The organism is Flavobacterium tyrosinilyticum, assembly GCF_023656565.1.
GTDB classification, from domain to species: Bacteria; Bacteroidota; Bacteroidia; order Flavobacteriales; family Flavobacteriaceae; genus Flavobacterium; species Flavobacterium tyrosinilyticum.
In genome coordinates this window covers 1573504-1600140 of record NZ_JAMOKG010000001.1, presented here as the reverse complement: position 1 = coordinate 1600140, position 26637 = coordinate 1573504, and the positions used below count along the sequence as shown (strand labels likewise).

The window sequence follows — 26637 nt, the reverse complement described above, 5'->3', positions numbered from 1 at the left end:
TGTATTAATTCTGTCAGATCAATCTAAAATCTAAAATCTAAAATCTAAATTTATTTATGATGGATCTACTAAGAATAAAGGTTGGTCAAATTCTACTGGAGACATATCGTCAACTAGAATTTTTACAATTTTACCAGAAACTTCAGATTCGATTTCGTTGAATAATTTCATTGCTTCAATTACACAAAGAACGTCTCCTTTAGAAACAGTGCTTCCAACTTCTGTAAAAACTGGTTTATCTGGAGATGGTTTTCTATAAAATGTACCAATGATTGGAGATTTTATAGTAATATATTTAGAATCGTTAGCAGCTGGTGCTTCTGGAGTTACACTTACAACTGTTGGAGCCGTTACTTGTGGAACTGCCGCTTGAGGTAAAGCTGCCTGAGCAGGTAATTGCTGTACGTAAGTTGCTTCAGTTACATTTGTTTCTAAAGTTGTTCTGATCGTGATTTTTACATCATCCATTTCTAACTTCACTTCTGCAACGCCCGAATTTGCAACAAATTTGATTAGGTTTTGAATTTCTTTTAAATCCATAATGATTCGTTTTTAGTTTTAATTTATTTTTTATCGTAAGCCCATTTTAAATAGATAGATCCCCAAGTGAATCCACCACCAAAAGCGGCAAAGATAATGTTATCTCCCTTTTTAAGCTTATTTTCAAAATCAGCCAGTACTAATGGTAAAGTTCCAGAAGTAGTATTTCCGTATTTCTCAATATTTACTAAAACTTTAGAATCTTCCAATTCTAATCTCCCAGCAGTAGCATCAATAATACGTTTATTAGCTTGGTGTGGCACTAACCAGTCAACATCTTGATTTGTCAAATTATTTCTTTGCAAAATCAATTCGCTGGCATCTGCCATATTAGTTACAGCATATTTAAAAACAGTTTTACCGTCTTGCATAATATTGTGCTGTCTATTTTTTACAGTATCTTCAGAAGGCGGAATCAAAGAACCTCCTGCTGGTATTTTAAGGAAGTCACGCCCTACACCATCACTTCTTAAATATTCATCCTGCAAACCTAAACCTTCATAATTTGGTTCGAAAAGAACTGCTCCAGCTCCATCTCCAAAAATAATACAAGTTGCTCTATCCGTATAATCTACAATAGATGACATTTTATCGGCACCAATTAAAAGTACTTTTTTGTAACGTCCAGACTGAACATATGCTGCAGCTGTAGACATTCCGTATAAGAAACTTGAACATGCCGCTTGCAAATCGTATGCAAATGCATTTGTTGCTCCAATTTCTGTTGCAACAAATACTCCTGTAGAAGCCACCATCATATCTGGTGTTGCAGTTGCCATTATAATCATATCAATCTCAAGCGGATCAATATTTGCTTTTGCAATTAAATCCTTTGCTGCTTGTATAGCAAGGTAAGATGTACCTTTATCAGCATCTTTAAGAATTCTTCTTTCTTTAATTCCTGTTCGAGCGGTAATCCACTCATCATTGGTATCAACCATTGTTTCTAATACTTGGTTCGAAAGAACGAAGTCAGGAACATAAGCTCCAACAGCGGTAATTGCGGCTGTGATTGTATTCATTATATTCTATTATTTTATTTTCAAATTATGGATAATTTGAAAAATTTTTAAAAGACCCGAAAATTACAAAAAAAAACGTAACGAATTTGTCTATATTTTCCTAAAAAACGAAAATTATAATCAACAAAAAAAACTCTCACTATGTGAGAGTTCTAGTATAATTTACAAAAACGTATTAAGCAACCGCTTCAGATTTATCGATAACAACTTGCCCTCTGTAGTACATTTTACCTTCATGCCAGTAAGCTCTGTGGTATAAATGCGCCTCACCTGTAATAGGACATGTAGCGATTTGAGCTACAGTAGCTTTGTAATGTGTTCTTCTCTTATCTCTTCTTGTTTTCGAGGTTTTTCTCTTAGGATGTGCCATTTTACTATATTATTTATCCGTTAATAGTTTCTTTAATTTTTCCCAACGCGGGTCAATATCTTCTTCTTTGTTACTCTCTTCCTTTTGTTCTTTTACACTTAACTCATTCAGTTTTGTCAAAGCCTCTGTTTGTAGACTTCCGTCTTTAACACCTGGATGAATTCTTTTGTGAGGTACAGAAAGCGCGATCATTTCATAAATATATTGCGCTACATCTATCTCGTGTTCACCATGTGGCAAAATCAACAATTCTTCATTATCATCATTAAATTCGTCTCCAAAGCGAACAATTAACTTCATTTTCCCTTTTATAGGTAAATCAAAATCTTCGCCTGTTAGATCACAAGGCACGTTAACTGTTCCTTTGTGTTTGAATTCTAACTCTAACATAGTACTTTTCTTTTCGAAAAGCACATTAACTTTAATATCTGAACTTTGAAACTCATCGTATTCAAAATTCTTAAAGAACTCGTTATTTATTTGATACTCAAAATGGTGTTTTCCTAGTTTTAATCCTACGAAAGGAATTAAAAATTCTTTTGTTTTGCTCATTTCAACATCAATTTGATCAATTCGATTCTAAAACTAGATATCTGAATTGGGGTGCAAAGATATAAAATTATTACAAATCTAATAATCTTATTGACCTTTTTTTGTTTATAACTGTTTTTCTTTTATTTTAAGAGGTTTTTGGCTAATCTCCTCATACTGATTACGCGAGCGAAAAATATCAATCGCAAGATAGACTGCTTCTTTAAAAGAATTGTAATCTGCCATATCTTTTCCAGCAATATCATAAGCTGTACCGTGGTCTGGAGAGGTTCTAACTTTATTTAAACCTGCTGTATAATTCACGCCTTTTCCAAAAGACAATGTCTTAAACGGAATTAATCCTTGATCGTGATACATTGCCACGATAGCATCATATTTTTCATATTGACTGCTTCCAAAAAAACCATCTGCAGGAAATGGACCAAAAGCCATTGTTCCCGAATCGAAGATTTTCTTTAAAGTTGGCTTCAAAATCAAATCATCTTCTTTTCCAATCACACCGCCATCACCAGCATGCGGATTGAGTCCTAAAACTGCAATTTTCGGCTTCACTATACTAAAATCCTGAATCAAAGATTTTCTTACAGTTTCTATTTTTCTAGTTATCAATTCTTCTGTTAAATGAGAAGCAACTTCGTTTAAAGGCACATGATCTGTAATTAAGCCCACTCGTAAATTATCTTGAACCATCATCATTAGCGCATCGCCATCTAATTCCTGATTCAAATAATCGGTGTGCCCAGGAAATTTAAAATCCTCAGACTGTATATTATATTTATTAATAGGAGCCGTTACTAAAACATCTATTTCGCCATCTTTCAAAGCTTTCGTTGCTGCCGTAAAAGATTTAATTGCATATTCTCCTATTTTAGGATCATTTACCCCAAAGTTTATATCAACTCCTTCTCTCCAAAGATTCAGAACATTTACTTTACCTGGAATAATTTGATCTAATTTATCAACTCCATGAAATTGAATCGTCGACGTAAAGTTTTTTCTAACGAATGAAAGAATTTTAGCATTTGCAAAAATAACCGGCGTACACAATTCCAACATACGAGAATCTTCGAATGTTTTCAGTATAACTTCGCTTCCAATACCGTTTAAATCTCCAACTGAAATTCCAACAATTATATTTTCTGCTTTTTTATTCATGAGCTCAGTTTATTTATTACTAATTTTGATGTGCAAATTTAGTAAAATAAAACCACAATGTTCACAGGAATTATAGAAACACTCGGAAGGATTCACGAAATTCAAAAAGATCAAAACAATCTTCATATAACAGTTGACTCATCCATAACTCACGAATTAAAAATAGACCAAAGCGTTTCGCACAACGGAATATGCCTTACAGTAGTAGCTATTAAAGATTCTCTTTATACCGTAACGGCAATCGAAGAAACTATTCTAAAAACCAATATTAGCGATTGGAAAACCGGCGATATTGTAAATTTAGAGAGAGGGATGAAACTTGGCGACCGCCTAGACGGACATATCGTACAAGGCCACGTAGATCAAACTGGAACCTGTGTTAAAATTGAAGAAGCAAACGGAAGCTGGAATTATACTTTTGAATACGATAAAAACCTAAACAATATCACAATCGAAAAAGGTTCGATTACAGTAAATGGCGTTAGTCTTACGGTTGTAAATTCTAAAACGAATGAATTTAGTGTTTCCATTATTCCATATACTTATGAACACACTAATTTTAAAGACTTCAAAGTTGGAACAAAAATCAACCTTGAATTTGATGTAGTTGGAAAATACATCTCTAGACTTTATTCGATAAACAAGTAATCTTTTAGATTTTCCATAAAAAAAGCTTCAATTTAAATTGAAGCTTTTTTTATTTGATTTTTATATATGAATGTAAGGCCTAAAGCCAAACCTCCGATTGCTAGAAATAAAATATTTTGATTTATTGGAAAAGCATCATCACAGTCGGGATACAATGGAGGACACTCTTCTTCAGCCGTTGTAGTCATACTTCTCGCCGTACTCGCACTAGGAGTAGGCGGATGCGAAGAAGTTTCTGCAGACACAATTAAAACATTCAAAAATAAGGCAATTACTAAAAATGGGGCTTTTAGATTTTTCATAAATTCAAGCTATTGCAAACAGCAATTCTAGATAATTATTGACAAATATTCTTTAATAGAAATTTCGCACAAACGCATTTCCATTTCCAAAATCTTGGACAAAAGTATAAGTTTTTTACTCAAAACCAACTTTTAAAACCAAAAATCCAGAACAAATTTTAACATTTTTCTTAAAAACACTTCTAATCCTTTTCAGAAAACGTTCTAGAAGAACAACGTTCATTTACAACACTATTCACAAGACCCAAAAGGCTATAAGAATTTACTTATCGTAATAAAAGTAATCTTCTTAACCCTCTTAAAAATCTCTTTCACCTAATATACGCAAAAAAAAAGAACTTTGGATTCAACTTTAATTACATATTCAAGAGAATGTTCTCAAATTAATATATTTGTAAAATCAAAACACAAATCCAATCCAATTCCAAAAGATTTTAAACTTCAAATACAAATCTATTTTTAATTTTAATTAATCAAATGAAAAAACCATATACAGTCGGAAGTTTATACGCAGGCGTTGGCGGTATTTGTTTAGGTTTTGAAAATGCAGGTTTTAAATTAGAGTGGGCAAATGAATTTGACAAAAAGGCCTGTGTTACCTACAGAAACAATTTCGAGCACACTCTTATTGAAGGAGATGTAATGCAACTCGACGTAAAAGATCTTAATAAAATTGATATCCTTACAGCTGGATTTCCATGCCAACCCTTTTCTCTAGCTGGGCATCGAAAAGGTTTTAAAGACAGCAGAGGAAATCATTTTTTTAAAATATTAGATTTCATTGATGAAATGCGCCCTAAAGTAGTGTTCCTTGAGAATGTCAAAAACCTAAAAGGACATGATAAAGGAAATACAATGAAAGTAATTCAGCGCGAGATTAAAAAACGCGATTATACTTTTGACAGCGCTATCTTAAACACTAAAGATTTCGGAAATATTCCGCATAATCGTGAGCGAATTTTCATGGTTGCTTTTGATAAAAAATTTGTAAAAAAAGGCTTTAAATTTAATTTCCCAGAGAAAGAAGAATTAACAAAAAAGGTTACCGACTTAATTACAAAAGAAAAAGTCGATAAAAAATTCTATTACACCGAAGACAAATACATGTACAACATGCTAAAGGAAGCCGTTGTTAGAGAAGACAGAATTTATCAATTCAGGAGGCAGTATGTTCGAGAAAATAAAAAAGAAGTTTGTCCTACTTTAACCGCAAACATGGGAACCGGCGGCCACAATGTTCCGATCATCACAACAGAATTTGGCTTTAGAAAATTAACACCAAGAGAATGTTTTCGTTTTCAAGGATTTCCAGATCATTACAAATTACCCAAAATTTCAAATTCCAGCCTTTACAAACAAGCTGGAAATTCTGTAAGTATGCCCGTTATAGAAAGGATTGCTTCTGAAATATTCAAATGCATTGAGAAAGCTGAAGCTAGAAAGCTAAAAGCTGAAAAAGTTTAAATACTTAAAAGCATAATTGTTCCTTCAATTTTTGCCAAGCAAACCTCGAGATTTTTCTCTATTTCTTTACTCCAAAACCTCAGAATCGTCCAGTTTTCAGAAATAAGAAAAGCGTTAACTTCTTCGTCACGCTCAATATTTCTCTCAATTTTTGGAATCCAATATTCTCGATTCGTTTTAATTCTCAATTGCTGTGTTTCCCAATCTTTTCCATGAAAAAATTCGCTGTCAACAAAAATGGCAATTTTATATTTGGCAAAAGTAAGATCAGGCCTTCCAAATACCTTTTTGTTATTTTTTCGGTATCTGTGACCCAATTTCCATAATGCTTTTGCAAGCCTTACTTCGCCTTTTGTAGCAGTGCTTTTTATCGCCTGCATAGTTTTCCTCCTTTGTTCGGGAGTTAATCTATCCATCTGAAGATTAAATTTGTTTTGGATGGATAAAGTTAAGGGATTTTACAGAAATGGACGTTTAAATAATAAGAGACAAAATTTCATTTTTCACACTTCAAAAAACCGAAAAACAAAAAAGCCTTTACATTTCTGTAAAGGCTTTATGTTTCTAAAAGAGTGGTCCCACCTGGGCTCGAACCAGGGACCACCTGATTATGAGTCAGGTGCTCTAACCAGCTGAGCTATAGGACCGGTTTAGAGGATGCAATATTACTACTATTTTTCATTCACTCCAAATATTTTAAGACATGATTTTCAATTTAATTTTAAATCTTTCTTCGAAACTCAAAAACGAAATTGATTTTCAACCTCTTATTCAAAAATTAAAATGACATTTTTTTATTTAATTTCTTGACAAAGCTCGACCAAAACGCCATTTGTGTTCTTCGGATGCAGAAAAACAACCAATTTATTATCTGCTCCTTTCTTCGGAACTTCATTAATCAAGACAAAACCTTCGTTTTTTAAACGTGCAATTTCGGCTTCGATATCATCAACATCAAAAGCGATATGATGAATCCCTTCTCCTTTTTTCTCCAAGAATTTAGCAATAGGACTTTCGGGGTTTGTTGCTACCAAAAGTTCGATTTTATTATTTCCCGTCTGAAAAAAGGACGTTAAAACCCCTTCGCTTTCTACCGCTTCCATTTTATAAGACGGAACACCAAGCATTTTTTCAAACAAAACATTAGCATCGTCCATGTTTTTTACCGCAATCCCAATATGTTCTATTTTATTTACCATTACTTCATTATTGATTTATGTATGTATTAAAATAACCACATTCAGCAATTACATCCTGATAATATTTCGTATCCGAATAGTCTTTTCTTAAAGCTTTGAACGAGTTCCAAGCGATAAAATTAACTTTATCATCTTGAATTTCCCAATAGCTATTTACAGTATTATATTTTTTATTGTAATAGTCATTTCGTTCGCATTTCGAAATCAGATACAAACATTTTGCTTTTTGTTCCTTATTTGAAGTGGCTTCAAAAGCTTTCTGATAATACATTTTAGAAACCGAATTATTCGTAATCATTTCTTTCATCGTATCTCTAAAAGAATATGGGCCCGACCCGTACCCTACAATGCTCATCTCGTAAAAAGTTCTTCCGTTTCCAAAATGAGAAATATTATAAAACGCATTTCCTAACAAAAGGCTATTGGTGTAAACATCTTCTTTCTGAGCCAATTTATCCTGCATTTCTTTTATTGTGGTCAAGAAATCCATAAAAGTATATTTTCTTTTCTGATACGCCGCGTGCTCGCAATCATGACAATCTTTTATATTTCCGTTAAACGGATTTCCTAAGAATTTAACGTACTGAACAGAATCTGTTTGTTGCATAAAAGCAATTGCTTCTGGAATTTTGTTTTTGAAAGTGGACTGAATTGCTTGAAAATTATTAATATCCTTCAGTTTTAAACTATAAATTCCAGCACCAATTTTCTCGATTTCAGATTTATTAGTTTTTTCCAAAAAGCTTTTTATTGCCAACAAATTCTTTTCATTGTCATAATATGCATTTCCATCATTCCAGTAGCTATAGCGTGATTCTCCATAAATCTCAGCCATAACCTGATTTCCTTTTTCTTTATATAAATGCGACAAATAGATTCTGCTCCATGAAGAAGCATTTTGATAACGAAATGTATCTCCTTTATAATTTTTAGGAAGTCCTGTGTATAACCAATTTAAATCAGCCAGAATAGTTTTCTCGTTCTTATCCGTCAGCTTATCAATCTTGCTTAAATTATTTACAAAACGCAACAAACGAAGCTGCATTCCCGCCAATTCCGTTTTCGGAAGCGTTTTTTCTGCTTTGCTGTAATTTTTATCTGCATTGGCATAATCGCCTTTTAGCGTTTGAAGATATCCAAGTGCAATATCCCACAAATAAGGCTTATCGGCATTTCCTGCAGCAGAAATTTTTGCAATTAAATCGATGGCGCTATTATCAACTTTTGCTTTGTTTTCTGTTTTATTTTCAGCAACAGTTTGCGGTTTTGGTTTCTGATTCTCTCCTTGCCCATCCGTCTGAAACGAATTGTTTATTTTTTGCTCTAGCGAATTAACCAATCTTGTTCCGAGATAATTTAAATGTTCGCTTTTAGGATCTAATTCGTAGATTTTTTCAATTGCCTGTTTTTCGTCTTTATAATATCCATGAATTGCCCAAAGCGCCGCTTTTTCTTTATTGTCTTTTGCCAACGCTAAAGCCTTAGTCCAATCTGACTCGTTTTTTGGTTTAAAGCTATAAGCTGTAACCACTCTTAATTCTGGACATTTATCAAAAACCTGAGCGTATAAATAGTTAGAAGTCGCGTATTTTTTTTGTTTATAATTAATACCGGCAACATACGCTAAAGCGCGATAATACAAAGTATTTCTGATAACAGAACTTTCTGTTTTATTAAAAAAATCAATTGCTTTTTGTTTGTCGTTACTATAAAAACGCGCTTTCATGGTCAAGAACCAATATCTGTTTTTCAAAAACGGATCTGATAAAGTATTATATACATTTTCTATCGACTGAATCATTTTGGCATCGTTGAACGTTTTTGCCACAACGGGATCGTAGCTCCAATAATCGTCTCCAATAGAAACCGTTTCTATTTTTTGAGCCAAATACAAAAACTCGACAAAGTTTTTTACTTTCTCCTCTTTCAGATTCAGCTTTTTGCCCCATTTTTGCGTGCTTTTATTTTCTTTTTTTGTTTTATAATAAAGATGCAAACCTTCTATTTCTTCTTTATTTTTGATGGTATTTTTGTCATCAGAATAATATCTAGGCTTTTCATCACCAATCAAAAAATAATTGACAGTTGTGGTATCAACTTTTCCTTTTAGATAATCTGCCCAATCTGATTTTATATTTTTATTAAAACGAGAATTATGCTGGGTATCAAAACCAATTCCGTAAAAAATACCACCAGATAAAAACAAAGGCGAATACGATTTATCGGCAAAAGTTTCTGGGGTAAAATTTGAATTATAAGATCCTAAATAATCCCAATCTCCGTCTGCGCAGGCATATATAATTCCGAATGCAGAAAGCAAAACGGCACTAGAAGCAAGAAATAATCTGCTTAAAAGTATTTTTTTCATAAGTTTTTAAATTGAATTCGTCTAAATCGTAAAATATAATTTCGTTTGGCTTTTCAACAAGATTATCTTGCAAATCTTCTGCCATTTCTTTTAAATCTTTTGGTTTTATTTCTTCTATTTTCAAGAGATCGTTTTCTTCATAAAAAACACCATTTTTATAGTTGGAATGTTTTACCCTGAAAAAAATCGGACTTGTTTTTTCAAAATTGGAATCTTTCTCTAGTTCTCTACTATTCATTTTAGAACGAAGTCCGATCACTTTATTATTTCTAATATGAACTCCCCACGAATAAATTGGAAAAGCAAAATCTAAATGAAGAGGATATCTTTTTAAACTTTTAAGATATCGTTCTGCCACTTTCTTATCGTAAATAGAATTTAGAGAATCGGGCGCAATGGATCCCATGTTGTAATACATCAAAACTCCAGAATCGACATTTGGAATTTTTGTCTTTTTGAAATATTTCACCTGATGCAATCGAATGGTAGCTGAAAGTTTCTTCTTCGAAAGTTTTTTAAAAACCTCTATAAATTTTAAATAATTCTCTTTGCTTTTTAAGGTCCAATCGCAATCAATTTGAATTTCGTGACACGCGATTTTGTTTTTAGAATTGATTTGTTCTATAAAATCAAAGGTTTTTTGAGCCAAATCCTTCACATCAAGATTAGGCTGGAGCATGACTTTGTTCTGAATAAAAACAACTGGAACTATAGCATATTCCTTTGGATTTTCTTCAAATCGAATTGGGCTAATCGGAATTGGAAAATTAGATTCTAGATGAATTCCAATGTCAAAATACCTTACATAAAGTTTCTGTACATTGTTTTCTTTCAATGCTTCTTTTTCCGTTTCAGAAAATTTGAAGATTGTTTTCCAGTAATAAAAGGAGATTACGAGCTTTTCACTTTTAGTGCATGATAACATTAAAAAGAGAAACAAAACTGGGAAAAATCGCTTGAACAAAACTTAGGAAAATTACATTTTAATTCAAAAGTAAGAAATTATAGCATTTTAAACACTAAAATTTTGGAAGATTTCCAAAAGTCCCAAATCCTAATAAATGGATAAAAAATTTCAATTAAAGCAAATATAATCGTTATTTTGTGCAATCAAATTGAAAAACCGTTATGTTGAAAGACACCTTAAAATACATTGCATTTGTAATTCTAATATCCATGATAAGCTGCGCCAAAAGAGGCAGCATTACCGGCGGTTTAAAAGATACGTTACCTCCTGTTTTGGTATCAAGTTTGCCTAAAAACTTTACAACCGATTTTAAAGGAAACACAATTACTTTAAATTTTGACGAATATGTCAAACTTAAAAACACCAATAAACAGCTTATTATTTCTCCGCCTTTAAAAAATGAGCCATTAATTACGCCTACAAATGTCAGCAAATTTATAAAGATCGAACTTCGAGATACTTTGCAACCCAATACAACTTATAGTTTAAATTTTGGACAGGCGATTACAGACAATAATGAAGGAAACGCGCTAAACCAATTTAAATATGTGTTTTCGACTGGATCTCATATCGATTCACTTAAACTGAACGGGAAAATTAAAGATGCGTACGGAAAGTATGTTGACAATTTCGTTTCTGTAATGTTATATGAGGTAAATGATAAATTTAAAGATTCTACCATTTACAAAGAGTTTCCGCGCTACATTACGAACACTTTGGACAGTATGCGAACTTTTCAGTTTGAAAATTTAAGAGAAGGAAAATATCTTTTGGTAGCGTTAAAAGATAAAGGTTCAAACAATAAATTTAATCCAAAAGATGACAAAATCGGATTTTTGAAAAGTTATATCACAATTCCGTCGGACACGGTTTATGAGGTGGAACTATTTAAAGAAACATTGCCATTAAAAGCTTTCAAACCTATTCAAGCTTCAGGAAACCGTTTGTTTCTTCCTTATGAAGGAAAACAGGATTTCAAAAATTCAAAACCAAAAATTACACTTAAAAATGGCGACGAAGTTCTTGAAACTATCGCAACGCAGTTTCCTAAAAAAGATTCGCTTCAAGTTTGGTACAAACCAATAAAAGCCGATTCGTTATCAATGGAAGTTGAAAAAGGAGATTATAAAAAAAGATTTTCGTTCAAGATTAAAGCCTTAAAAAAAGATACTTTAAATATTAAAGCGGTACAAAACGGTCAGATTAATTTTAGAGAACGTTTTACTTTGGAAACCGAAACTCCGTTGGTAAAATTTGACAAATCTAAAATCGCTTTGGTCAATAAAGATTCTGTTGCTGTTCCTTATACAACAGAATATGATGAATTTGAACAAAAATTATATTTCGATTTCCAAAAAGAACCATTGGACAAATATAGTTTTACTTTCTTACCAGGTGCTTTGACCGATTTTTATGAAAAGACAAATGATACTTTATCTTATAAACTCAGCACTAAAGAACATGCTGACTATGGAAATCTGATATTGACTCTTAAAAATGTCAAACGTTTTCCTATAATTGTTGAATTGACCAATAAAAAAGGAGATGTAGTTTTAGCCGAAGGGTATTCTGAAGGCGCAACTACTTTAGAATTCAATCTACTGCAACCTGATGTTTTTACTGTGCGCATTATTTATGACGACAATAAAAACAAACAATACGACACTGGTAATTTCTTAGAAAAGAAATACGCAGAAGAAGTATTTTATAATCAAGAAGAATTTGATGTGCGCGCCAATTGGGATCGGAACGAAACAATTGACTTGAGCATTCCTTTTAATCCAGAAGTCGAGAAGAAACAAGACGATAAAAAGAAAAAAGAAGCAGAAAAGAAACGAAAAGCCTTTTAAAACTTAATTTCAAACTGATCTCTATCGCTTAAAAAGTCTAATTTTTTACGCGTTTCATACATGGTGTTTTTGTCTAATTCTACGACAAAGACACCATTTTTTTCTTGTGGCTCTAAAATATAATTGCCCAAAAAATCTATTGCTTGAGAATGGCCAATATGTTCATAATCGTGAGCATCATTACCAATTCTGTTTACTCCGACCACATACGAAAGATTTTCTATGGCACGTGCTTTTAGCAAAGCATCCCAAGCATTGGTGCGTACTTTTGGCCAATTTGCGACATACAAAATAAGGTCGTAGTTTTCTACATTACGTACAAAAACCGGAAATCTCAAATCGTAACAAACCTGCAGACATATTTTCCAATCTAGATAATCTATAATTACCTTTTTATTTCCGCAGGTGTACACTTTGTCTTCACCGGCGAGAGAAAAAGAATGTCTTTTATCGTAATACTGAAATTCTCCTGACGGAAAAACAAAAAACATCCTATTATAAAACTTCTCGTTTTCTGTGATAACAACACTTCCTGTTACGGCAGCATTTTTTTGTTTTGCTTTCAATTTCATCCATTCAATCGTTTCTCCTTGCATTGTTTCGGCAACCTCAGAAGCATTCATTGTAAATCCGGTCGAAAACATTTCAGGGAGCACAATGAGATTGACTTCCGATTGAATTTCATCAATTTTTAAATCAAAATTTTCTCTGTTTTTACTGGCATCTTGCCAAAAAAGATCGGTTTGGATTAAAGCAATTTTCATCAGATTTTAGAGATAAGTAGAAAAATTGGTTTTGAAATTAAATCACAGTCAATTCAGGAAAATTCTCTTTGTATGACTTCAATTTTTCATGAGCCGGTTCTTCCTCGGTTATAACATAATTCAGTTCAGACAAACTAGCAATTTTCATTTTAAGAACTGTATTTAGTTTCTCCGTAATAGTTAAAACTGCCGTTTTTTTAGAAGCCTGAATCATTGCTTTTTTTACCTGAACAGTTTCCCAATCAGAATCTGAATAACCGCCGTCTACGTCTAAAGCATTTGTCCCTAAAACCAAAAGGTCTGCTTTTATATTGGCCAATTGATGAAAAGCTTCTCCGCTCACACACATCTGACTGTAAGAAGAAATGCTTCCGCCAATCATGATCGTTTTAATATTGGGTTTGTCTAAAAGCTGAACCGCAGTTAAAGCCGTAATCGTAAAAACAGTTAAATTAAGATCGTTTGGAATTAATCGGATGAACTCGCGAATGGTAGTTCCGCCATCAACAATTAAAACCATTCCGTCATGAAGAAGACCGACAGCTTTTTGCGCAATAACTTGTTTGGCTTCAACAGCATAAGTCTGGTTAGATGAAGAATAGTGATATCCTTTGGTCATGGCGCCACCTTTTACTTTAATTAAAAGTGCGTCAGCGTCCAGTTCATTAATATCACGACGAACAGTATCTTCGGAAACACCAAGTTTAGCCGAAAGAGTTTCAAAACTCACACGCGTGTGCAAATTGATCTCTTTTAGAATATGATTTTTACGTTCTTCTTTACTGTAATTTAAAACTTCATTTTCAGTGCTCATGCCGATTGTTTTTTCTAATTACAAAAATAAACATTTCATTAAATAATTTATCGAAACAAAAAGCCAAATTAAAGCATTACATCAATTTAAAATAAAACAGAACCAGTTTACACCAAAAGTCTAAAATCATATATTTTAAACTCTCTTACACAACAAATTGAAGCTTTTAAGAGATATTGATTCAGTTTTAGATATTATGCTGTAAATAGAAACAAAAAACGCTTCCGTCGTAACGGAAGCGTTTTTTAAAATATACTAAATTGCGTATTATCCTTTCAAGCTTGCTGCTAAATACTCACGGTTCATACGTGCAATATTTTCAAGCGAAATTCCTTTTGGACATTCGATTTCACAAGCTCCTGTATTTGTACAGTTACCGAAACCTTCTAAATCCATTTGGTGAACCATGTGTAAAACACGATCCGTTGCTTCAACTTTACCTTGTGGCAATAATGCATATTGAGAAACTTTTGCAGAAACGAATAACATTGCTGAAGAGTTTTTACAAGTTGCAACACAAGCTCCACAACCAATACAAGCAGCAGCATCAAATGATTTGTCTGCATCGTCTTTGTTAACTGGAATAGTATTAGCGTCGATTGTATTTCCTGAAGTATTTACAGAAATGAATCCTCCTGCGTGCTGAATTCTGTCAAAAGAACTTCTGTCAACCACTAAATCCTTAATTACAGGGAAAGCTTTTGCTCTAAATGGTTCGATAAAAATCGTATCTCCATCTTTAAACATACGCATGTGCAACTGACAAGTTGTAACTCCTCTGTCTGGTCCGTGTGCTTCACCGTTAATAAATAAAGAACACATTCCGCAGATTCCCTCACGACAATCGTGGTCAAATGCAACTGGTTCTTCTCCTTTGTTAATTAGACCTTCGTTAAGAACATCTAACATTTCAAGGAAAGACATGTCCGGCTCGATTCCGTCAATAGGATATTCTACAATCCCTCCTTTATCTTGAGCGTTTTTTTGACGCCATATTTTTAATGTAAGTTTCATTTTGTATAAGTATTAAGTATTAAGAAAAAAGTATTAAGACTTTTCTAAATACTATTTATAGCTTCTTTGAACTAATTTAATGTTTTCGTAGTTAAGAGGTTCTTTGTGTAATACTGCATCACTTGGTTTTCCTTTGTATTCCCAAGCTGCAACATATGCAAAGTTTTCGTCATCACGAAGTGCTTCTCCTTCTTCTGTTTGGTATTCCTCACGGAAGTGACCTCCACAAGATTCGTTACGGTGTAAAGCATCTTTCGCGAACAATTCTCCTAATTCTAAGAAATCGGCAACACGAGTTGCTTTTTCTAATTCCTGATTAAATTCGTAAGCGCCTCCAGGAACTTTTACATCTTTATAAAACTCTTCACGTAAAGCAGCAATTTCTTCGATAGCTTCAGTTAAACCTTTAGCGTTACGAGCCATACCTACTTTATTCCACATAATTTTTCCCAATTTTTTATGGAAATAATCTACAGAATGTTTACCGTTATTATTGATAAATTTATTGATTTGATCTACAACCGCTTTTTCAGCTTCAACGAATTCTGGTAAGTCTGTAGAAATTTCACCCATTTTAATATCTGGAGCTAAATAATCTCCGATAGTATAAGGCAATACGAAATATCCATCAGCTAAACCTTGCATTAGAGCAGAAGCCCCAAGTCTGTTTGCTCCGTGATCAGAGAAGTTAGACTCTCCAATAGAGAAACATCCAGGTATTGTAGTCATCAAGTTATAATCAACCCAAGTTCCACCCATTGTGTAGTGAACTGCTGGGTAAATCATCATTGGTGTTGTATAAGGATCTTCGTCGACGATTTTGTAATACATCTGGAATAAGTTTCCGTATTTACTTTTCACGATTGCAGCTCCTAATTTAGTTACCAAAGCAGCATCTTTATCGTCTAAACCTTTTACATAAGCATCTTCAGTTCCGTAACGTTTGATAGCTGCCGCAAAATCTAAGTAAACCGCTTCTCCAGTTTTGTTAACTCCAAAACCAGCATCACATCTTTCTTTAGCTGCACGAGACGCAACGTCACGAGGTACTAAGTTACCAAAAGCTGGATATCTTCTTTCTAAGAAATAATCTCTTTCGTCTTCAGATAAATCTGTTGCTTTTTTCTTTCCTTCACGGATAGCTTTTGCATCCTCAAGGTTTTTTGGTACCCAAATACGACCATCATTACGTAAAGACTCAGACATCAAAGTCAATTTAGACTGGTGATCTCCTGAAACTGGAATACATGTTGGGTGAATTTGTGTATAACAAGGATTTGCGAAAAACGCTCCTTTTTTATGAATTTTCCAAGCTGCTGTTGCGTTACTTCCCATAGCATTTGTCGAAAGGAAAAATACGTTTCCGTATCCTCCAGAACCAACTACTACTGCGTGAGCAGAATGTCTTTCTATTTTTCCTGTAATTAAGTCACGAGCGATAATACCTCTCGCTTTTCCGTTCACGATTACAATGTCTAGCATTTCGTGACGGTTGTACATTTTAATTTTTCCACGACCAATTTGACGGTTCATTGCAGAATAAGCTCCTAACAATAATTGCTGTCCAGTTTGTCCTTGCGCATAAAATGTACGAGAAACCAAAGTTCCTCCAAAAGAACGGTTATCTAAAAGTCCGCCATATTCACGAGCCAATGGCACCCCTTGAGCCACACATTGGTCAATAATATTTCCTGAAACTTCAGCCAAACGATAAACGTTTGCCTCACGAGCACGGTAATCACCACCTTTTACAGTATCGTAAAACAATCTGTAAATCGAGTCACCGTCACCTTTATAGTTTTTTGCTGCGTTGATACCTCCTTGTGCCGCAATAGAGTGCGCACGACGTGGAGAATCTTGGAAGCAAAATGCTTTTACGTTATATCCTAACTCCGCTAAAGTAGCCGCAGCCGAACCTCCAGCTAAACCTGTACCAACTACAATAATATCAAGATTACGTTTGTTAGCAGGGTTTACTAAATTAATATGATCTTTATAATTTGTCCATTTGTCCGCTATAGGACCATTTGGAATTTTTGAATCTAATGCCATTATAATTGATATTAATTATTGAAATGATGAAATAAAGCGATAATCACAAAAAGCGCTGGAACCACAACTGCGAACCAGTAACCTACTTTTGATAAAAATCTAGAGTACTTGTTGTGCATCCCTACAGATTGAAGAGAAGATGCAAACCCATGCCACAAGTGGAATCCTAAAAGGATAAATGACACGCAGTACAATGCCGTACGAATTGGGTCGTGAAATTTGTGAACTAACTCACCATAATACCTCGTAGCATCTGGTGCCGTACCAGCTATATATTTATAGCTAACTTCAGGAAACCAGAAATCATAAAAGTGCAATCCTAAGAAAGCCAAAATAACCAATCCAGAAATAATCATATTTCTAGAACTCCATGAAGCGTTTGCCGCTCCGTTGTATTTAGCGTACGCAATTGGTCGTGCCGCGCTATTTTGAGCAGTAAGAATAAATCCCATTACGAAATGGAAAATTACTCCGAATGCCAAAACTGGCTGCATTACATATTGTATCAGCGGATTGTATCCCATAAAGTGAGAAGCTTCGTTGAAAACATCTTCACTCAAAATAGAAATAAAATTTAAGGAAACATGCAGCGCTAAAAACGTGATTAAGAATATTCCCGAAAGAGCCATAGCTACTTTCTTTAAGATGGAAGCATTCAATAGTGCAGATTGTGCCATAAGTGTTAAGTAGTTTGTTTTAAAAAATTAGACAAAAATAACTCAATTACAAAAGAACTACAACCATTTCGCTGTTATTTATAATGATTTTAAAATAGCACAATTCTACGTATTTTTACGTACAAAATCAAAACTGATAAAAAATAATTCACTATAGGAAACCTCAAATCATTGCTTTATAAAACAGAATCAAGGATTTCGACTCTAAGTAGATTACTAAAAATTTATGATATTGTTATTTTATTCGAAGTTTTAATTTGTTTTCTTCAAAAGTGTAGGGTCATCAAAATTTTGTCTAAGTAAAAAATTGCCATTCCGCAACATAGTTTTACCTTTAGCGGCTCAAAAAAATAAGAATGAAAACAGGAATTGATGCTATTTCATTTGACGTAGCAAACATACATTTACCCATAAAAACTTTGGCTGTTGCCAGAAATATTGAACCCGAGAAACTAGAAAAAGGTCTTGGTCTAATAAAAATGACTTTCCCAGACGCACATCAGGATGCGGTTGTTTTTGGAGCAAATGCTTTAACAAAACTTATCATTGACAATAAAATTGACTTAAAAGAAATCAGCCGAATCTATGTTGGTACCGAAAGTGGTATTGACAGCTCTAAACCAATTGCTTCTTATTTAATTAGCTTAATGGAGCAGAAATTTGGCGAAGATTCATTAGCAGAATGCGATGTTGTAGATTTTACTTTCGCTTGTATTGGCGGTGTAGACGCTTTGCAAAATTGTCTTGATTTTGTAAAATTAAATCCAACTAAAAAAGCAATTGTAGTTACGTCTGATTTTGCAAAATACGATTTAAATTCTGGAGGAGAATACACACAGGGCGCTGGAGCGGTTGCGATGCTGATTACTGCAAACCCAAAAATCATTGCTTTTGATGATAATTGGGCAACAAGCACAAAAGGTGTTTTCGACTTCTTTAAACCATATAGAACAATTGCTAAAGAAGAAATCACTAAAAACGCAAACAACGATTCTTGGTTTGATAATTTAGAAGCTGAAATTGAAATTCATAAAGATCAGCCAGTTTTTGACGGCCAATATTCTAATCAATGTTATATGGATCGTACGCGAAATGCTTACTTTTCATTCAAAAAATTAAAAAACACAACCGAAACGTTATATAACACTTGGCATAGTATTGTAATGCACTTGCCATATTCTTTCCAAGGAAGAAGAATGTTATCTGAAATCTACGCTTTAGATAGTGCCGAAAAAATTATTGCCGATGATATTGCACCAGCAGATTATCAGACAAAAATTAAAGAAGTAGCAAAATCTGAAGATTACAGAAGTTTTGTAACAGAGAAATTACAACCAGCAGAATTGGCTTCTTCATTAATTGGAAATCTTTATACAGGTTCTATTTTCATGGGATTGTTGTCTACGTTAGCTCATTTTTATGATACAAACAAAGAAGTTGCCGGAACAAAATTTGGTTTCTTAGCTTACGGAAGCGGATCGAAATCGAAAGTTTTTGAAGGAACGATCCAGCCAGAATGGAAATCAGCTTTAGAAAATGTAAAACTCTTCGAAAATTTAGCCGAAAGCGTTGAAATTGATTTCAATACTTACGAAAGTCTTCATAAAAAAGAACAAAAACAAAGCGTAAGAACTCCTAAAAACGAATGGGTTCTAGACCGAATTGAAAAAGAGATTCCTGTTTTGATTGGAGCGAGATATTATAAATGGATTGAATAATTTTCAAAAAAGAAATTCCAAATTCCAAAACCGAAGCTTGATGTTTCGGTTTTTTTTATGTTTTTTTTTTTTTTTTAAATTTAACCGCAAAGTTCGCAAAGGATTACGCAAAGTTCGCAAAGCTTTTCATGAATACAAAGCTTTGCGAACTTCGCGTTTATTTAGATATCGCAAAAAAAACTTTGCGCCCTTTGCGGTTAAACAAAAGGTAATCAATCTTTTTTATACTGCTCAGTACAATTTTGATTTCCTTTAATTCGAGTATCTTCGGTATGCATTCCGTTTGCCATTCCTAACATAAAGGCTGTAATTACGATTATAAATTTTCTTTTTATCCAATGAAGAAGTGGTCGCTTAGATTGCTCCAAGCGAGAATTTTTATTTTGTTTATACATTTTGAAAATGATAAATGATTAGACATTATTGAATCATCTATGCTCAGAAATAAATTTCTTAAGCGTTGTATAAACTTTTAGCGAAGTCTTTTGAAGTGATTATTTCATTTATAAAAACAGATTGATTTACAAATGAAGTTAGGTTTTGATAAAGCAGGTTTTGAAGTTTCAGTAATTTCTTGATTTGGAAAGTAAAGACATTTTCGGTTTTAAGAAAATTCAAAACAATTGAAAATCTCATTTTATTCCAAGAAACAGCTTGTCCAAATTTATATAAACGAGAACTTTTAAGATTTAATTCTCTTCTTAAAACTACAAATGAAGACTCGTAATATTCTGCCGATTTAGATTGAGAATATAAAGTACCATCGCCCGCAATTACGACAAAAGTCAGAAAAAGTGCAATTAAGTATTTTGTATATTTTTTCAATCGATTCTATTTAGAATTATCATTCAAATATATGGAATCTATTTATGAATCGTAAACTTATTATGACTCAAATTAAAACCCAGATTCTCATAAATCGCCACGTTTTCTATTCGTCTCTTATTTGTTGTAACTTCAATACTTTTTAGATTATTTTTCTGAGCAAAATCTAAAATCTCATTTATTAATAATCTTCCAACGCCTTGTCCGCGGTATTTTTGATAAATAAAAAACTCCTGAATTTCCCCTACCAACCCGCAATGATGAAGGAGATTTTGAGTGTGAAAGCTAACAAAACCTAAACCTTCATTTTCGTTTTCGGCAATTAGATAAAGATTTTTTGGGTTTGAAATATTTTCATTGAAGATCATTTCGAAAACCTCAAAATCTAAAACTTCATTTTCGAGTTCGCAGATTGCTTTGTAGACGAAGTTTAGATCTTGGTTTTGGATTTTTCTGATTTTTGTTTTTTCATCTTTCATCTTAAAAATCAATTAGCTTAAGCAAATTCTCTCAACCATTTTAATTTGCAGGTTTTATTATAAAGTCCCTTTTCTAGGTTCAATAAACCATTCAATAGCAACAACTTTTGAACATTTATCTTTTACATCACTTCCCGCCCAATCAATTAAAATTGCGGCACCATCATTTTTAATTTGACCTTTAACAAAATCAAATGTTTTTATAGCTCCAACAGGACCTTCTCCACTTAAATCAAAAACTATATTTCTTGTTTTCGTAAAAAGAGAATATAAAGAAAGTAACTTTTTTTGACTATAATCAAGGCTTTTTACTTTGTCTTTTTTAGAGATACCGTTTTCTTCAAATATTTTTGGCTCTGAGTCTTCATGCAAATTTGTATTTCTTTTTAAGTATCTACTTACTGTTATAGAATTAAAAATGCGTTCAAATCGTGATTCTTTAAAATTCTCTGCAAAAGCTAAAGGCTGTAGGACCTTTATATTTTCATATTGTATTTTTCCTGTAAAAATATCTACTAACTCAGCTTTCATTTCATAAAAGTAAGCTGTTCCGTATATGTGAATGAGAAGCAGTTCCCCTTTTCTAAGTTCAAAAGGTGGTATAAAATACTCGCTAGTTTTTATCCCTTTACTTTCAATTAATAGCTCTTTCATTTCTCAAGTCGTTCAAATTTCTGTTTATACTTTTGAGCATACTTACTCCACTCCTCTTGATTTTTATAAACAGAAAAAGCATAATCAACGGTTTCTTTACTAAAATGATTTCCAAAAATATTATCTAAATATTCTATTCCAGAATCTATCACTTGTTTTAAAACCTGCAATTTATCAATTCCAGTTGCTTTGCAAGCTTTATCGAGCCACAATCCTTTTCCGATTTTCACATATTCTACAAGAAAGTTTTCTGTTATAAATTGAGGAGGAACATCGTTGATATCTGGTTCATGTCTTCCGTTTTTAAAAACTAACAAAATTAATTCTTCCGAATAATATTCTGATGGAATTAATCTCAACATTGTACCACTTTCTGCTGCTCTAAAACAAAGATCTTTTGTGATAAACTCATCAGGAATTACTTGAATCGCAAAACCATCTTTGTTAACTAATTTTTCGCAGAGCTCAGAAGTTATTAAATCCTGATCGATAAATGGCAAAGCATGAAAAGTAATATTTAATGCCAGATTGCAAAGCTCTTCGTTTTTATACTGCTTTGGAACGAGTTTAAGATCTCTGTAATTTGCCAAAACACGATCACGCCAATATTCATAAGTTTTAGCGGGCGGATTATTTTGTTTTAAAACCAATTCGCCTCTTGCCAAATCTCGTTCTAATTCTTCAAACGTTTCAATTAACGGATTATCGAGTAATTTTCGGAGTTCGTTTGAAATAATTTCTTCATCGGTTTCATCGTCATATTCGCATTCGTTTTTTGGATCAATTTCATCTCTATCATTATAATAAAACAAATCATTTTTTCTTTCCGCAAATGCTGTATTGTGATCTGTAACAATAAAAACTGGAGAATTTATAGCGCCTGAACAATTGAAATTTCCATGATTATAATAGCTCATCACCACTTCTTTTGCTGTAACATTTCCTTTAATTTCAACATTAGCGCCACCAAGCAAAAGACTTTGGCAGTTTACATTTCCGTTGATAAAAATATATGGTCCATAATCGCCTTCGGCATTAATAATTGAAGCATTAACAGAAAAATCTCCGTTTATAAAAATGCCTTCAATTCTTATTTCTTCGATTTTTTTAGCCGGAAGATTTAGCAATTTAGCCAACCATTTTTTCTCTTTATCCTCATAAAGATCTAAATAAAAATTCCCTTCAAAATTGACATCTTCATCTGCCGTAAGAAAAAAATCTTCGTCTTCCCATTCGTCAAAATAATCGAACTTTTCATCTTCAGTTAAAAAAGAATATTTGTTCTTGATTTCGGCTATAGTAACTAATTTGAAATTGGAAGTCTGCATTTTATTGGTATTAATAGAAGTTGATTTTTTGAATATCAAGATTACACAATTCTAAATTCAAAACCAATTCGATAGTCAGAAAAATTGTATTTTTACTCACGAAAAGATTTACAATTTGTATCTCACAAGAAAAACCTTGTTTTCTACATAAACCAAATAAGGTAAAAGAATTTTAAATATCTTTGAATCATGAGCACAGTAAAACCAAAACATATCGGCAGAAACATTAGCCGAATTAGAGAACTGAGAGATATGAAGCAGGAAGCACTTGCTATTGCAATTGGAAGTGAAAGTGTTGATGAAGAAAAACTAAAGAAAATTGCTCAAGCCTTAGGAGTTCCCGTTGAAGTAATTAGAAGCTGTTTTTAACATTATGGGGAATACATATGATAATGGTTCTTCTTCTGTAAATCATGGTTGCACATTTAATCCCTTAGATAAACTTATTGAATCTTATGAAGAGAATAAAAAACTTTACCAACAGTTAATTCAAGCTGAAAAAGATAAAGTTGCTCTTTTGGAAAAGTTACTTGATAAGAAATAGAAATTTATTTTTATAAAAAGAAAAAACCGAAGCTTTGAAATTTCAAAACTTCGGTTTTTTATCAATTTAACTTATAAAGCATATCCTAAATATTTATATTAAGAAGTCTATTTTTTTTAAAGCTCATTCAACCAAACAATCCATTTTTCTTGAAGAATATGTAAATCTTTCGGAGTTGATTTCATCGAAACTGAACCAAAATTTTCTCCTGTTACAACTGTTAGCAATCTGTTTGCTCTTCCAGCAATTGTGAATAAATCATCATTAACTATCAATCCATGTCCGTAGGCTTTTAAGTCTCCACTTTCTATTCTTTCAAATATCATCAAATCGGCGCTATTCACAAGACCAACTTCTTTTTTATTTGTTATCCGATTTATTAATTGTGGAATTATCTTTTCGTAATTATATCCTACCCAATATTCAGCTTCGAACAAATACCCATATTCCCGATTATTATCGATTTTATCTAAAATAAATTCAGTTGTATAATTCTGAACTTCTTCTTTGTTATTCTTATAAACCCAGCAGAATTGATTTTTTTGTTCATCTATTGCATTTTGAAACTTCTGAGAAATCTTTGGATCTTTTGGAAATTTCAATCTTAAAACAGCAGTCTGCGCAAATGAAATATTGGAGATAAATATTAAAATAAGGAGATTTTTCATTCTGTTGTTAGGTTTAGAATATTATTAGCCAATATACAAAATCGTTTAAAAGATAATTAAATGTAAATCTGCAAAATCTGCATGAAACAAAAATCGCCAATCTTTATAGAGTTACGAGTGTGATCTCTCGTTCGTCGAGATGACAAAACTTTGTGTTTACCAATCTTTGTAGAGTTACTTGCGGAGATTTCTCCTTTCGTCGAAATGACAAGATTGTGGTTAATTACGAATTTGAAAAGAAAAAATCTACAGAATCTGCTAAATCCGCGTGAAACAAAACCGCTAATTTTTGTGGAATTTCGAGTGTGATATCTCCTTCGTCGAGATGACAAAACTGTGTGTATACAAATCTTTGTAGAGTTACTTGCGGAGATTTCTCCTTCGTCGAAATGACAATATTGGGTAAATACTTTGCGCTTTAGCGACTTTGCGAGATTATTTCGTTATTGTTTAAAGAAATGCTTTGCGCAGATCCTTCGACTTCGCTCAGGAAGACAAAACAGAACTTAAACTTTGTGCTCTTTGCAACAAAAAACTTTGCGACTTCGCGTCTTTGCGAGCAAAAATCTCCTGCGCACTTTGCGCAAACCTTAGCGTTCTTTGCGGTTAAAAAACTTCGTACCTTAACGCCTTCATGGCAAAAACAATAAATAAGAAAACTTTAATAAATCTGCTATACGCCACTAATTCAAAAATCATTAATTTTGAAATTCGAAGTTCAAAAACGAAATAATTATGAAATATCATCAAATAAACAGCGCTCTTTTTGTAAAAAACCGCAGAAAGTTCATGGCTGAAATGAAACCTAATTCGGTTGCTGTATTCAACTCAAACGACATTTACCCAGTTAGTGCCGATAGTACTTTACCTTTTGCTCAACACAGAGATATTTTTTATCTAAGTGGTGTTGACCAAGAAGAAAGCGTTTTACTTTTGTTTCCAGATGCACCTTATGAGCACCAAAGAGAAATACTTTTCTTAAGAGAAACCAACGATCATATCGCTGTTTGGGAAGGTGAAAAATTGACTAAAGAACGTGCTTTTCAGGTTTCTGGAATTAGAACGGTTTATTGGTTACAGGATTTTCATAAAGTTTTGAACGAAATGATGACGTATGCCGATACGATGTACATCAATACAAACGAACATTACCGTGCGACTGTTGAGACAGAAACTCGCGAAGCTCGTTTTGTAAAATGGTGGAAAGAGCGTTATCCAGCACACAATGTGGCAAAAAGCAACCCAATTTTACAAAGACTTCGTTCTGTAAAAGAAAGCGAAGAAATCGATTTGATTCAGCACGCTTGTGATATCACAGAAAAAGGTTTCCGTAGATTATTAGGATTCGTAAAACCAAACGTTACAGAATACGAAATCGAAGCAGAATTAGCGCACGAATTTATCCGTAACCGTTCTAAAGGTTTTGCTTATACGCCAATTATTGCTTCTGGAAACAATGCTAATGTTTTACATTATATCGAAAACAATCAGCAATGTAAAGACGGAGATTTGATTTTGTTAGATGTTGCGGCTGAATATGCAAATTATTCAAGCGACATGACGAGAACAATTCCAGTTTCTGGACGTTTTACAGATCGTCAGAAAGCAGTTTACAATGCTGTTTTGAGAGTTAAAAATGAAGCGACTAAAATGTTGACTCCAGGAACGCTTTGGAAACAATACCATGTTGAAGTGGGTAAAATCATGACTTCTGAATTACTTGGTTTAGGCTTAATTGACAAAGCCGATGTTCAGAATGAAAATCCAGAATGGCCTGCTTACAAAAAATATTTCATGCACGGAACGTCTCACCACTTAGGTCTTGACACGCATGATTACGGATTGCTTCACGAACCAATGAAAGCGAATATGGTTTTCACGGTTGAGCCAGGAATTTACATTCCAGCAGAAAAATTCGGAATCCGCTTAGAAGATAACGTTGTGGTTCAGGAAAAAGGAGAACCTTTCAACTTAATGCGCAACATTCCTGTTGAAGCAGATGAGATTGAGACTTTGATGAATTCATAAATAAAAAGAAAGCCCTTAATAAAATATTAAGGGCTTTCTTTTATTATCTAAATCGGTTAATTATCCGATTTTTGAGATTTGTACATCCAATTGGAATTTACCGTCGGCTTCGTTTCCGTTGATTAGATCAAAAAGTTCTAAAGCTCTTCTTGCATTTTTCTCTTCTTCTCTTTGTTCCGCTACATACCACATCATGAAATCTTCTGTAGCGTAGTCATTTTCAGCTCTACATTTTGCGATTACTTTATTAATTGCTTGAGTAACTGCAATTTCGTTTTGCAAAGCAATTTCGAATACTTCTTTAAAAGAAGCAAATTCTTGTTGTACTTCTGGAACCGATGGCGTAATTGCAATCCCTCCCATATCTGTAATGAATTTGAAAATTTTTAGAAAATGCTCTCTTTCTTCTTCTGCTTGCTTATACAAATACGATGCTGTATTCGCATAACCATTTCTATCCAACCATGCAGCCATAGCTAAATATTTGTTAGAAGCGTCACTTTCTAATTTTGCTTGTAAATTCAATATATTTTCTACACCTTCAACTAATGAAGTACGTGTTCTTAGTAAATCTTTCATAACCTTTAATTTTTATACGTGTAAAATTACAAAAATTAAAGAAGCCGATCGTAACC

26 protein-coding genes, 1 tRNA gene and 1 pseudogene are annotated in these 26637 nt (G+C 33.1%); 6 read left to right on the top strand and 22 right to left on the bottom strand.

All coding sequences use genetic code 11. The features are described 5' to 3' along the window. Positions 1 to 54: 54 nt before the first annotated feature. From accB to pdxA, 5 genes are all read right to left on the bottom strand, one after another. Positions 55 to 540 carry an acetyl-CoA carboxylase biotin carboxyl carrier protein gene (gene accB / locus NCC77_RS07025; protein WP_095928350.1) on the bottom strand — a complete coding sequence of 162 codons (486 nt, stop codon included), beginning with the start codon at positions 538 to 540 and terminating at the stop codon, positions 55 to 57. Positions 541 to 563: 23 nt separating this feature from the next. Continuing rightward, positions 564 to 1562, bottom strand: a complete 999-nt coding sequence (locus NCC77_RS07020; RefSeq protein ID WP_095928351.1) for a beta-ketoacyl-ACP synthase III — start codon at positions 1560 to 1562, stop codon at positions 564 to 566. Between the two features lie 175 nt (positions 1563 to 1737). Then, positions 1738 to 1932: a 50S ribosomal protein L32 gene (rpmF, locus tag NCC77_RS07015; protein WP_008465217.1), complete on the bottom strand. Its 195-nt coding sequence runs from the start codon at positions 1930 to 1932 to the stop codon at positions 1738 to 1740. Positions 1933 to 1941: 9 nt separating this feature from the next. After that, positions 1942 to 2484 carry a YceD family protein gene (locus tag NCC77_RS07010; protein ID WP_250834944.1) on the bottom strand — a complete coding sequence of 181 codons (543 nt, stop codon included), beginning with the start codon at positions 2482 to 2484 and terminating at the stop codon, positions 1942 to 1944. A gap of 105 nt (positions 2485 to 2589) precedes the next feature. Beyond that, complete coding sequence (pdxA, locus tag NCC77_RS07005; protein ID WP_250834943.1) at positions 2590 to 3639, bottom strand: 4-hydroxythreonine-4-phosphate dehydrogenase PdxA; 1050 nt, start codon at positions 3637 to 3639, stop codon at positions 2590 to 2592. 57 nt (positions 3640 to 3696) lie between these two features. On the opposite strand from pdxA, the gene NCC77_RS07000 reads away from it, so the two are divergent. After that, positions 3697 to 4287 (top strand): riboflavin synthase, encoded by a 591-nt coding sequence (locus tag NCC77_RS07000; RefSeq protein WP_250834942.1) that lies wholly within the window; start codon positions 3697 to 3699, stop codon positions 4285 to 4287. Positions 4288 to 4319: 32 nt separating this feature from the next. Here NCC77_RS07000 and NCC77_RS06995 read toward each other — a convergent pair whose 3' ends face one another. After that, entirely contained in the window at positions 4320 to 4589 is a 270-nt protein-coding gene (locus NCC77_RS06995) for a hypothetical protein (RefSeq protein WP_250834941.1), read from the bottom strand. A gap of 477 nt (positions 4590 to 5066) precedes the next feature. On the opposite strand from NCC77_RS06995, the gene dcm reads away from it, so the two are divergent. Further along, the gene (gene dcm, locus NCC77_RS06990) at positions 5067 to 6053 is read left to right on the top strand and encodes a DNA (cytosine-5-)-methyltransferase (RefSeq protein WP_250834940.1); all 987 of its coding nucleotides are present in this window, start codon (positions 5067 to 5069) and stop codon (positions 6051 to 6053) included. Here the strand turns inward: dcm and NCC77_RS06985 are convergent. From NCC77_RS06985 to NCC77_RS06965, 5 genes are all read right to left on the bottom strand, one after another. Next, entirely contained in the window at positions 6050 to 6469 is a 420-nt protein-coding gene (locus NCC77_RS06985) for a very short patch repair endonuclease (RefSeq protein ID WP_284705081.1), read from the bottom strand. The genes dcm and NCC77_RS06985 overlap by 4 nt on opposite strands. A gap of 157 nt (positions 6470 to 6626) precedes the next feature. Next, positions 6627 to 6700: transfer RNA gene (locus NCC77_RS06980), tRNA-Ile, on the bottom strand. Positions 6701 to 6847: 147 nt separating this feature from the next. Beyond that, complete coding sequence (mce, locus tag NCC77_RS06975; RefSeq protein ID WP_095928359.1) at positions 6848 to 7252, bottom strand: methylmalonyl-CoA epimerase; 405 nt, start codon at positions 7250 to 7252, stop codon at positions 6848 to 6850. A 7-nt stretch (positions 7253 to 7259) separates the two neighbouring features. Next, positions 7260 to 9620, bottom strand: a complete 2361-nt coding sequence (locus NCC77_RS06970) for a hypothetical protein (protein ID WP_250834938.1) — start codon at positions 9618 to 9620, stop codon at positions 7260 to 7262. Further along, entirely contained in the window at positions 9580 to 10455 is an 876-nt protein-coding gene (locus NCC77_RS06965; RefSeq protein WP_250834937.1) for a hypothetical protein, read from the bottom strand. Before NCC77_RS06965 ends, NCC77_RS06970 begins: the two co-directional genes overlap by 41 nt. Before the next feature lie 293 nt (positions 10456 to 10748). On the opposite strand from NCC77_RS06965, the gene NCC77_RS06960 reads away from it, so the two are divergent. Continuing rightward, positions 10749 to 12437, top strand: a complete 1689-nt coding sequence (locus NCC77_RS06960; protein ID WP_250834936.1) for an Ig-like domain-containing domain — start codon at positions 10749 to 10751, stop codon at positions 12435 to 12437. Here the strand turns inward: NCC77_RS06960 and NCC77_RS06955 are convergent. The 5 genes from NCC77_RS06955 to NCC77_RS06935 form a co-directional block, all read right to left on the bottom strand. Next, a complete protein-coding gene (locus NCC77_RS06955; RefSeq protein WP_250834935.1) occupies positions 12434 to 13201 on the bottom strand; it encodes an amidohydrolase in 768 nt (255 codons plus the stop codon). The two genes, NCC77_RS06960 and NCC77_RS06955, sit on opposite strands and share 4 nt — an antisense overlap. Before the next feature lie 37 nt (positions 13202 to 13238). Beyond that, positions 13239 to 14015, bottom strand: a complete 777-nt coding sequence (locus NCC77_RS06950; RefSeq protein ID WP_250834934.1) for a DeoR/GlpR family DNA-binding transcription regulator — start codon at positions 14013 to 14015, stop codon at positions 13239 to 13241. Positions 14016 to 14282: 267 nt separating this feature from the next. Next, positions 14283 to 15029 (bottom strand): succinate dehydrogenase/fumarate reductase iron-sulfur subunit, encoded by a 747-nt coding sequence (locus tag NCC77_RS06945; RefSeq protein ID WP_095928369.1) that lies wholly within the window; start codon positions 15027 to 15029, stop codon positions 14283 to 14285. Between the two features lie 51 nt (positions 15030 to 15080). Continuing rightward, positions 15081 to 17081, bottom strand: coding sequence for a fumarate reductase/succinate dehydrogenase flavoprotein subunit (locus NCC77_RS06940; protein WP_201999492.1), 2001 nt, complete (start codon positions 17079 to 17081; stop codon positions 15081 to 15083). An 11-nt stretch (positions 17082 to 17092) separates the two neighbouring features. Then, entirely contained in the window at positions 17093 to 17758 is a 666-nt protein-coding gene (locus tag NCC77_RS06935; protein ID WP_248728545.1) for a succinate dehydrogenase cytochrome b subunit, read from the bottom strand. Positions 17759 to 18114: 356 nt separating this feature from the next. Here NCC77_RS06935 and NCC77_RS06930 point away from each other — a divergent pair, with 356 nt between their 5' ends. Beyond that, positions 18115 to 19476 (top strand): hydroxymethylglutaryl-CoA synthase family protein, encoded by a 1362-nt coding sequence (locus tag NCC77_RS06930; RefSeq protein WP_250834933.1) that lies wholly within the window; start codon positions 18115 to 18117, stop codon positions 19474 to 19476. A gap of 453 nt (positions 19477 to 19929) precedes the next feature. Here the strand turns inward: NCC77_RS06930 and NCC77_RS06920 are convergent, their stop codons facing one another. The 4 genes from NCC77_RS06920 to NCC77_RS06905 are packed head-to-tail and all read right to left on the bottom strand — an operon-like array spanning position 19930 to position 22801. Further along, positions 19930 to 20301, bottom strand: a complete 372-nt coding sequence (locus NCC77_RS06920; RefSeq protein ID WP_250834931.1) for a hypothetical protein — start codon at positions 20299 to 20301, stop codon at positions 19930 to 19932. A 38-nt stretch (positions 20302 to 20339) separates the two neighbouring features. Then, positions 20340 to 20780 (bottom strand): GNAT family N-acetyltransferase, encoded by a 441-nt coding sequence (locus NCC77_RS06915; RefSeq protein WP_250834930.1) that lies wholly within the window; start codon positions 20778 to 20780, stop codon positions 20340 to 20342. A gap of 57 nt (positions 20781 to 20837) precedes the next feature. Further along, positions 20838 to 21434 (bottom strand): hypothetical protein, encoded by a 597-nt coding sequence (locus tag NCC77_RS06910; protein WP_250834929.1) that lies wholly within the window; start codon positions 21432 to 21434, stop codon positions 20838 to 20840. Next, positions 21431 to 22801, bottom strand: coding sequence for a polymer-forming cytoskeletal protein (locus NCC77_RS06905; RefSeq protein WP_250834928.1), 1371 nt, complete (start codon positions 22799 to 22801; stop codon positions 21431 to 21433). Before NCC77_RS06905 ends, NCC77_RS06910 begins: the two co-directional genes overlap by 4 nt. A 150-nt stretch (positions 22802 to 22951) precedes the next feature. On the opposite strand from NCC77_RS06905, the pseudogene NCC77_RS06900 reads away from it, so the two are divergent. Then, a pseudogene (locus tag NCC77_RS06900) lies at positions 22952 to 23306 on the top strand (helix-turn-helix domain-containing protein). Between the two features lie 116 nt (positions 23307 to 23422). Here NCC77_RS06900 and NCC77_RS06895 read toward each other — a convergent pair. Next, entirely contained in the window at positions 23423 to 23974 is a 552-nt protein-coding gene (locus NCC77_RS06895; protein ID WP_250834927.1) for a hypothetical protein, read from the bottom strand. Between the two features lie 735 nt (positions 23975 to 24709). On the opposite strand from NCC77_RS06895, the gene NCC77_RS06890 reads away from it, so the two are divergent. Continuing rightward, a complete protein-coding gene (locus tag NCC77_RS06890) occupies positions 24710 to 26002 on the top strand; it encodes an aminopeptidase P family protein (protein ID WP_250834926.1) in 1293 nt (430 codons plus the stop codon). Positions 26003 to 26062: 60 nt separating this feature from the next. On the opposite strand, the gene NCC77_RS06885 is transcribed toward NCC77_RS06890, so the two are convergent. Further along, positions 26063 to 26581 carry a ferritin gene (locus NCC77_RS06885; RefSeq protein ID WP_095928386.1) on the bottom strand — a complete coding sequence of 173 codons (519 nt, stop codon included), beginning with the start codon at positions 26579 to 26581 and terminating at the stop codon, positions 26063 to 26065. Positions 26582 to 26637 lie beyond the last annotated feature (56 nt).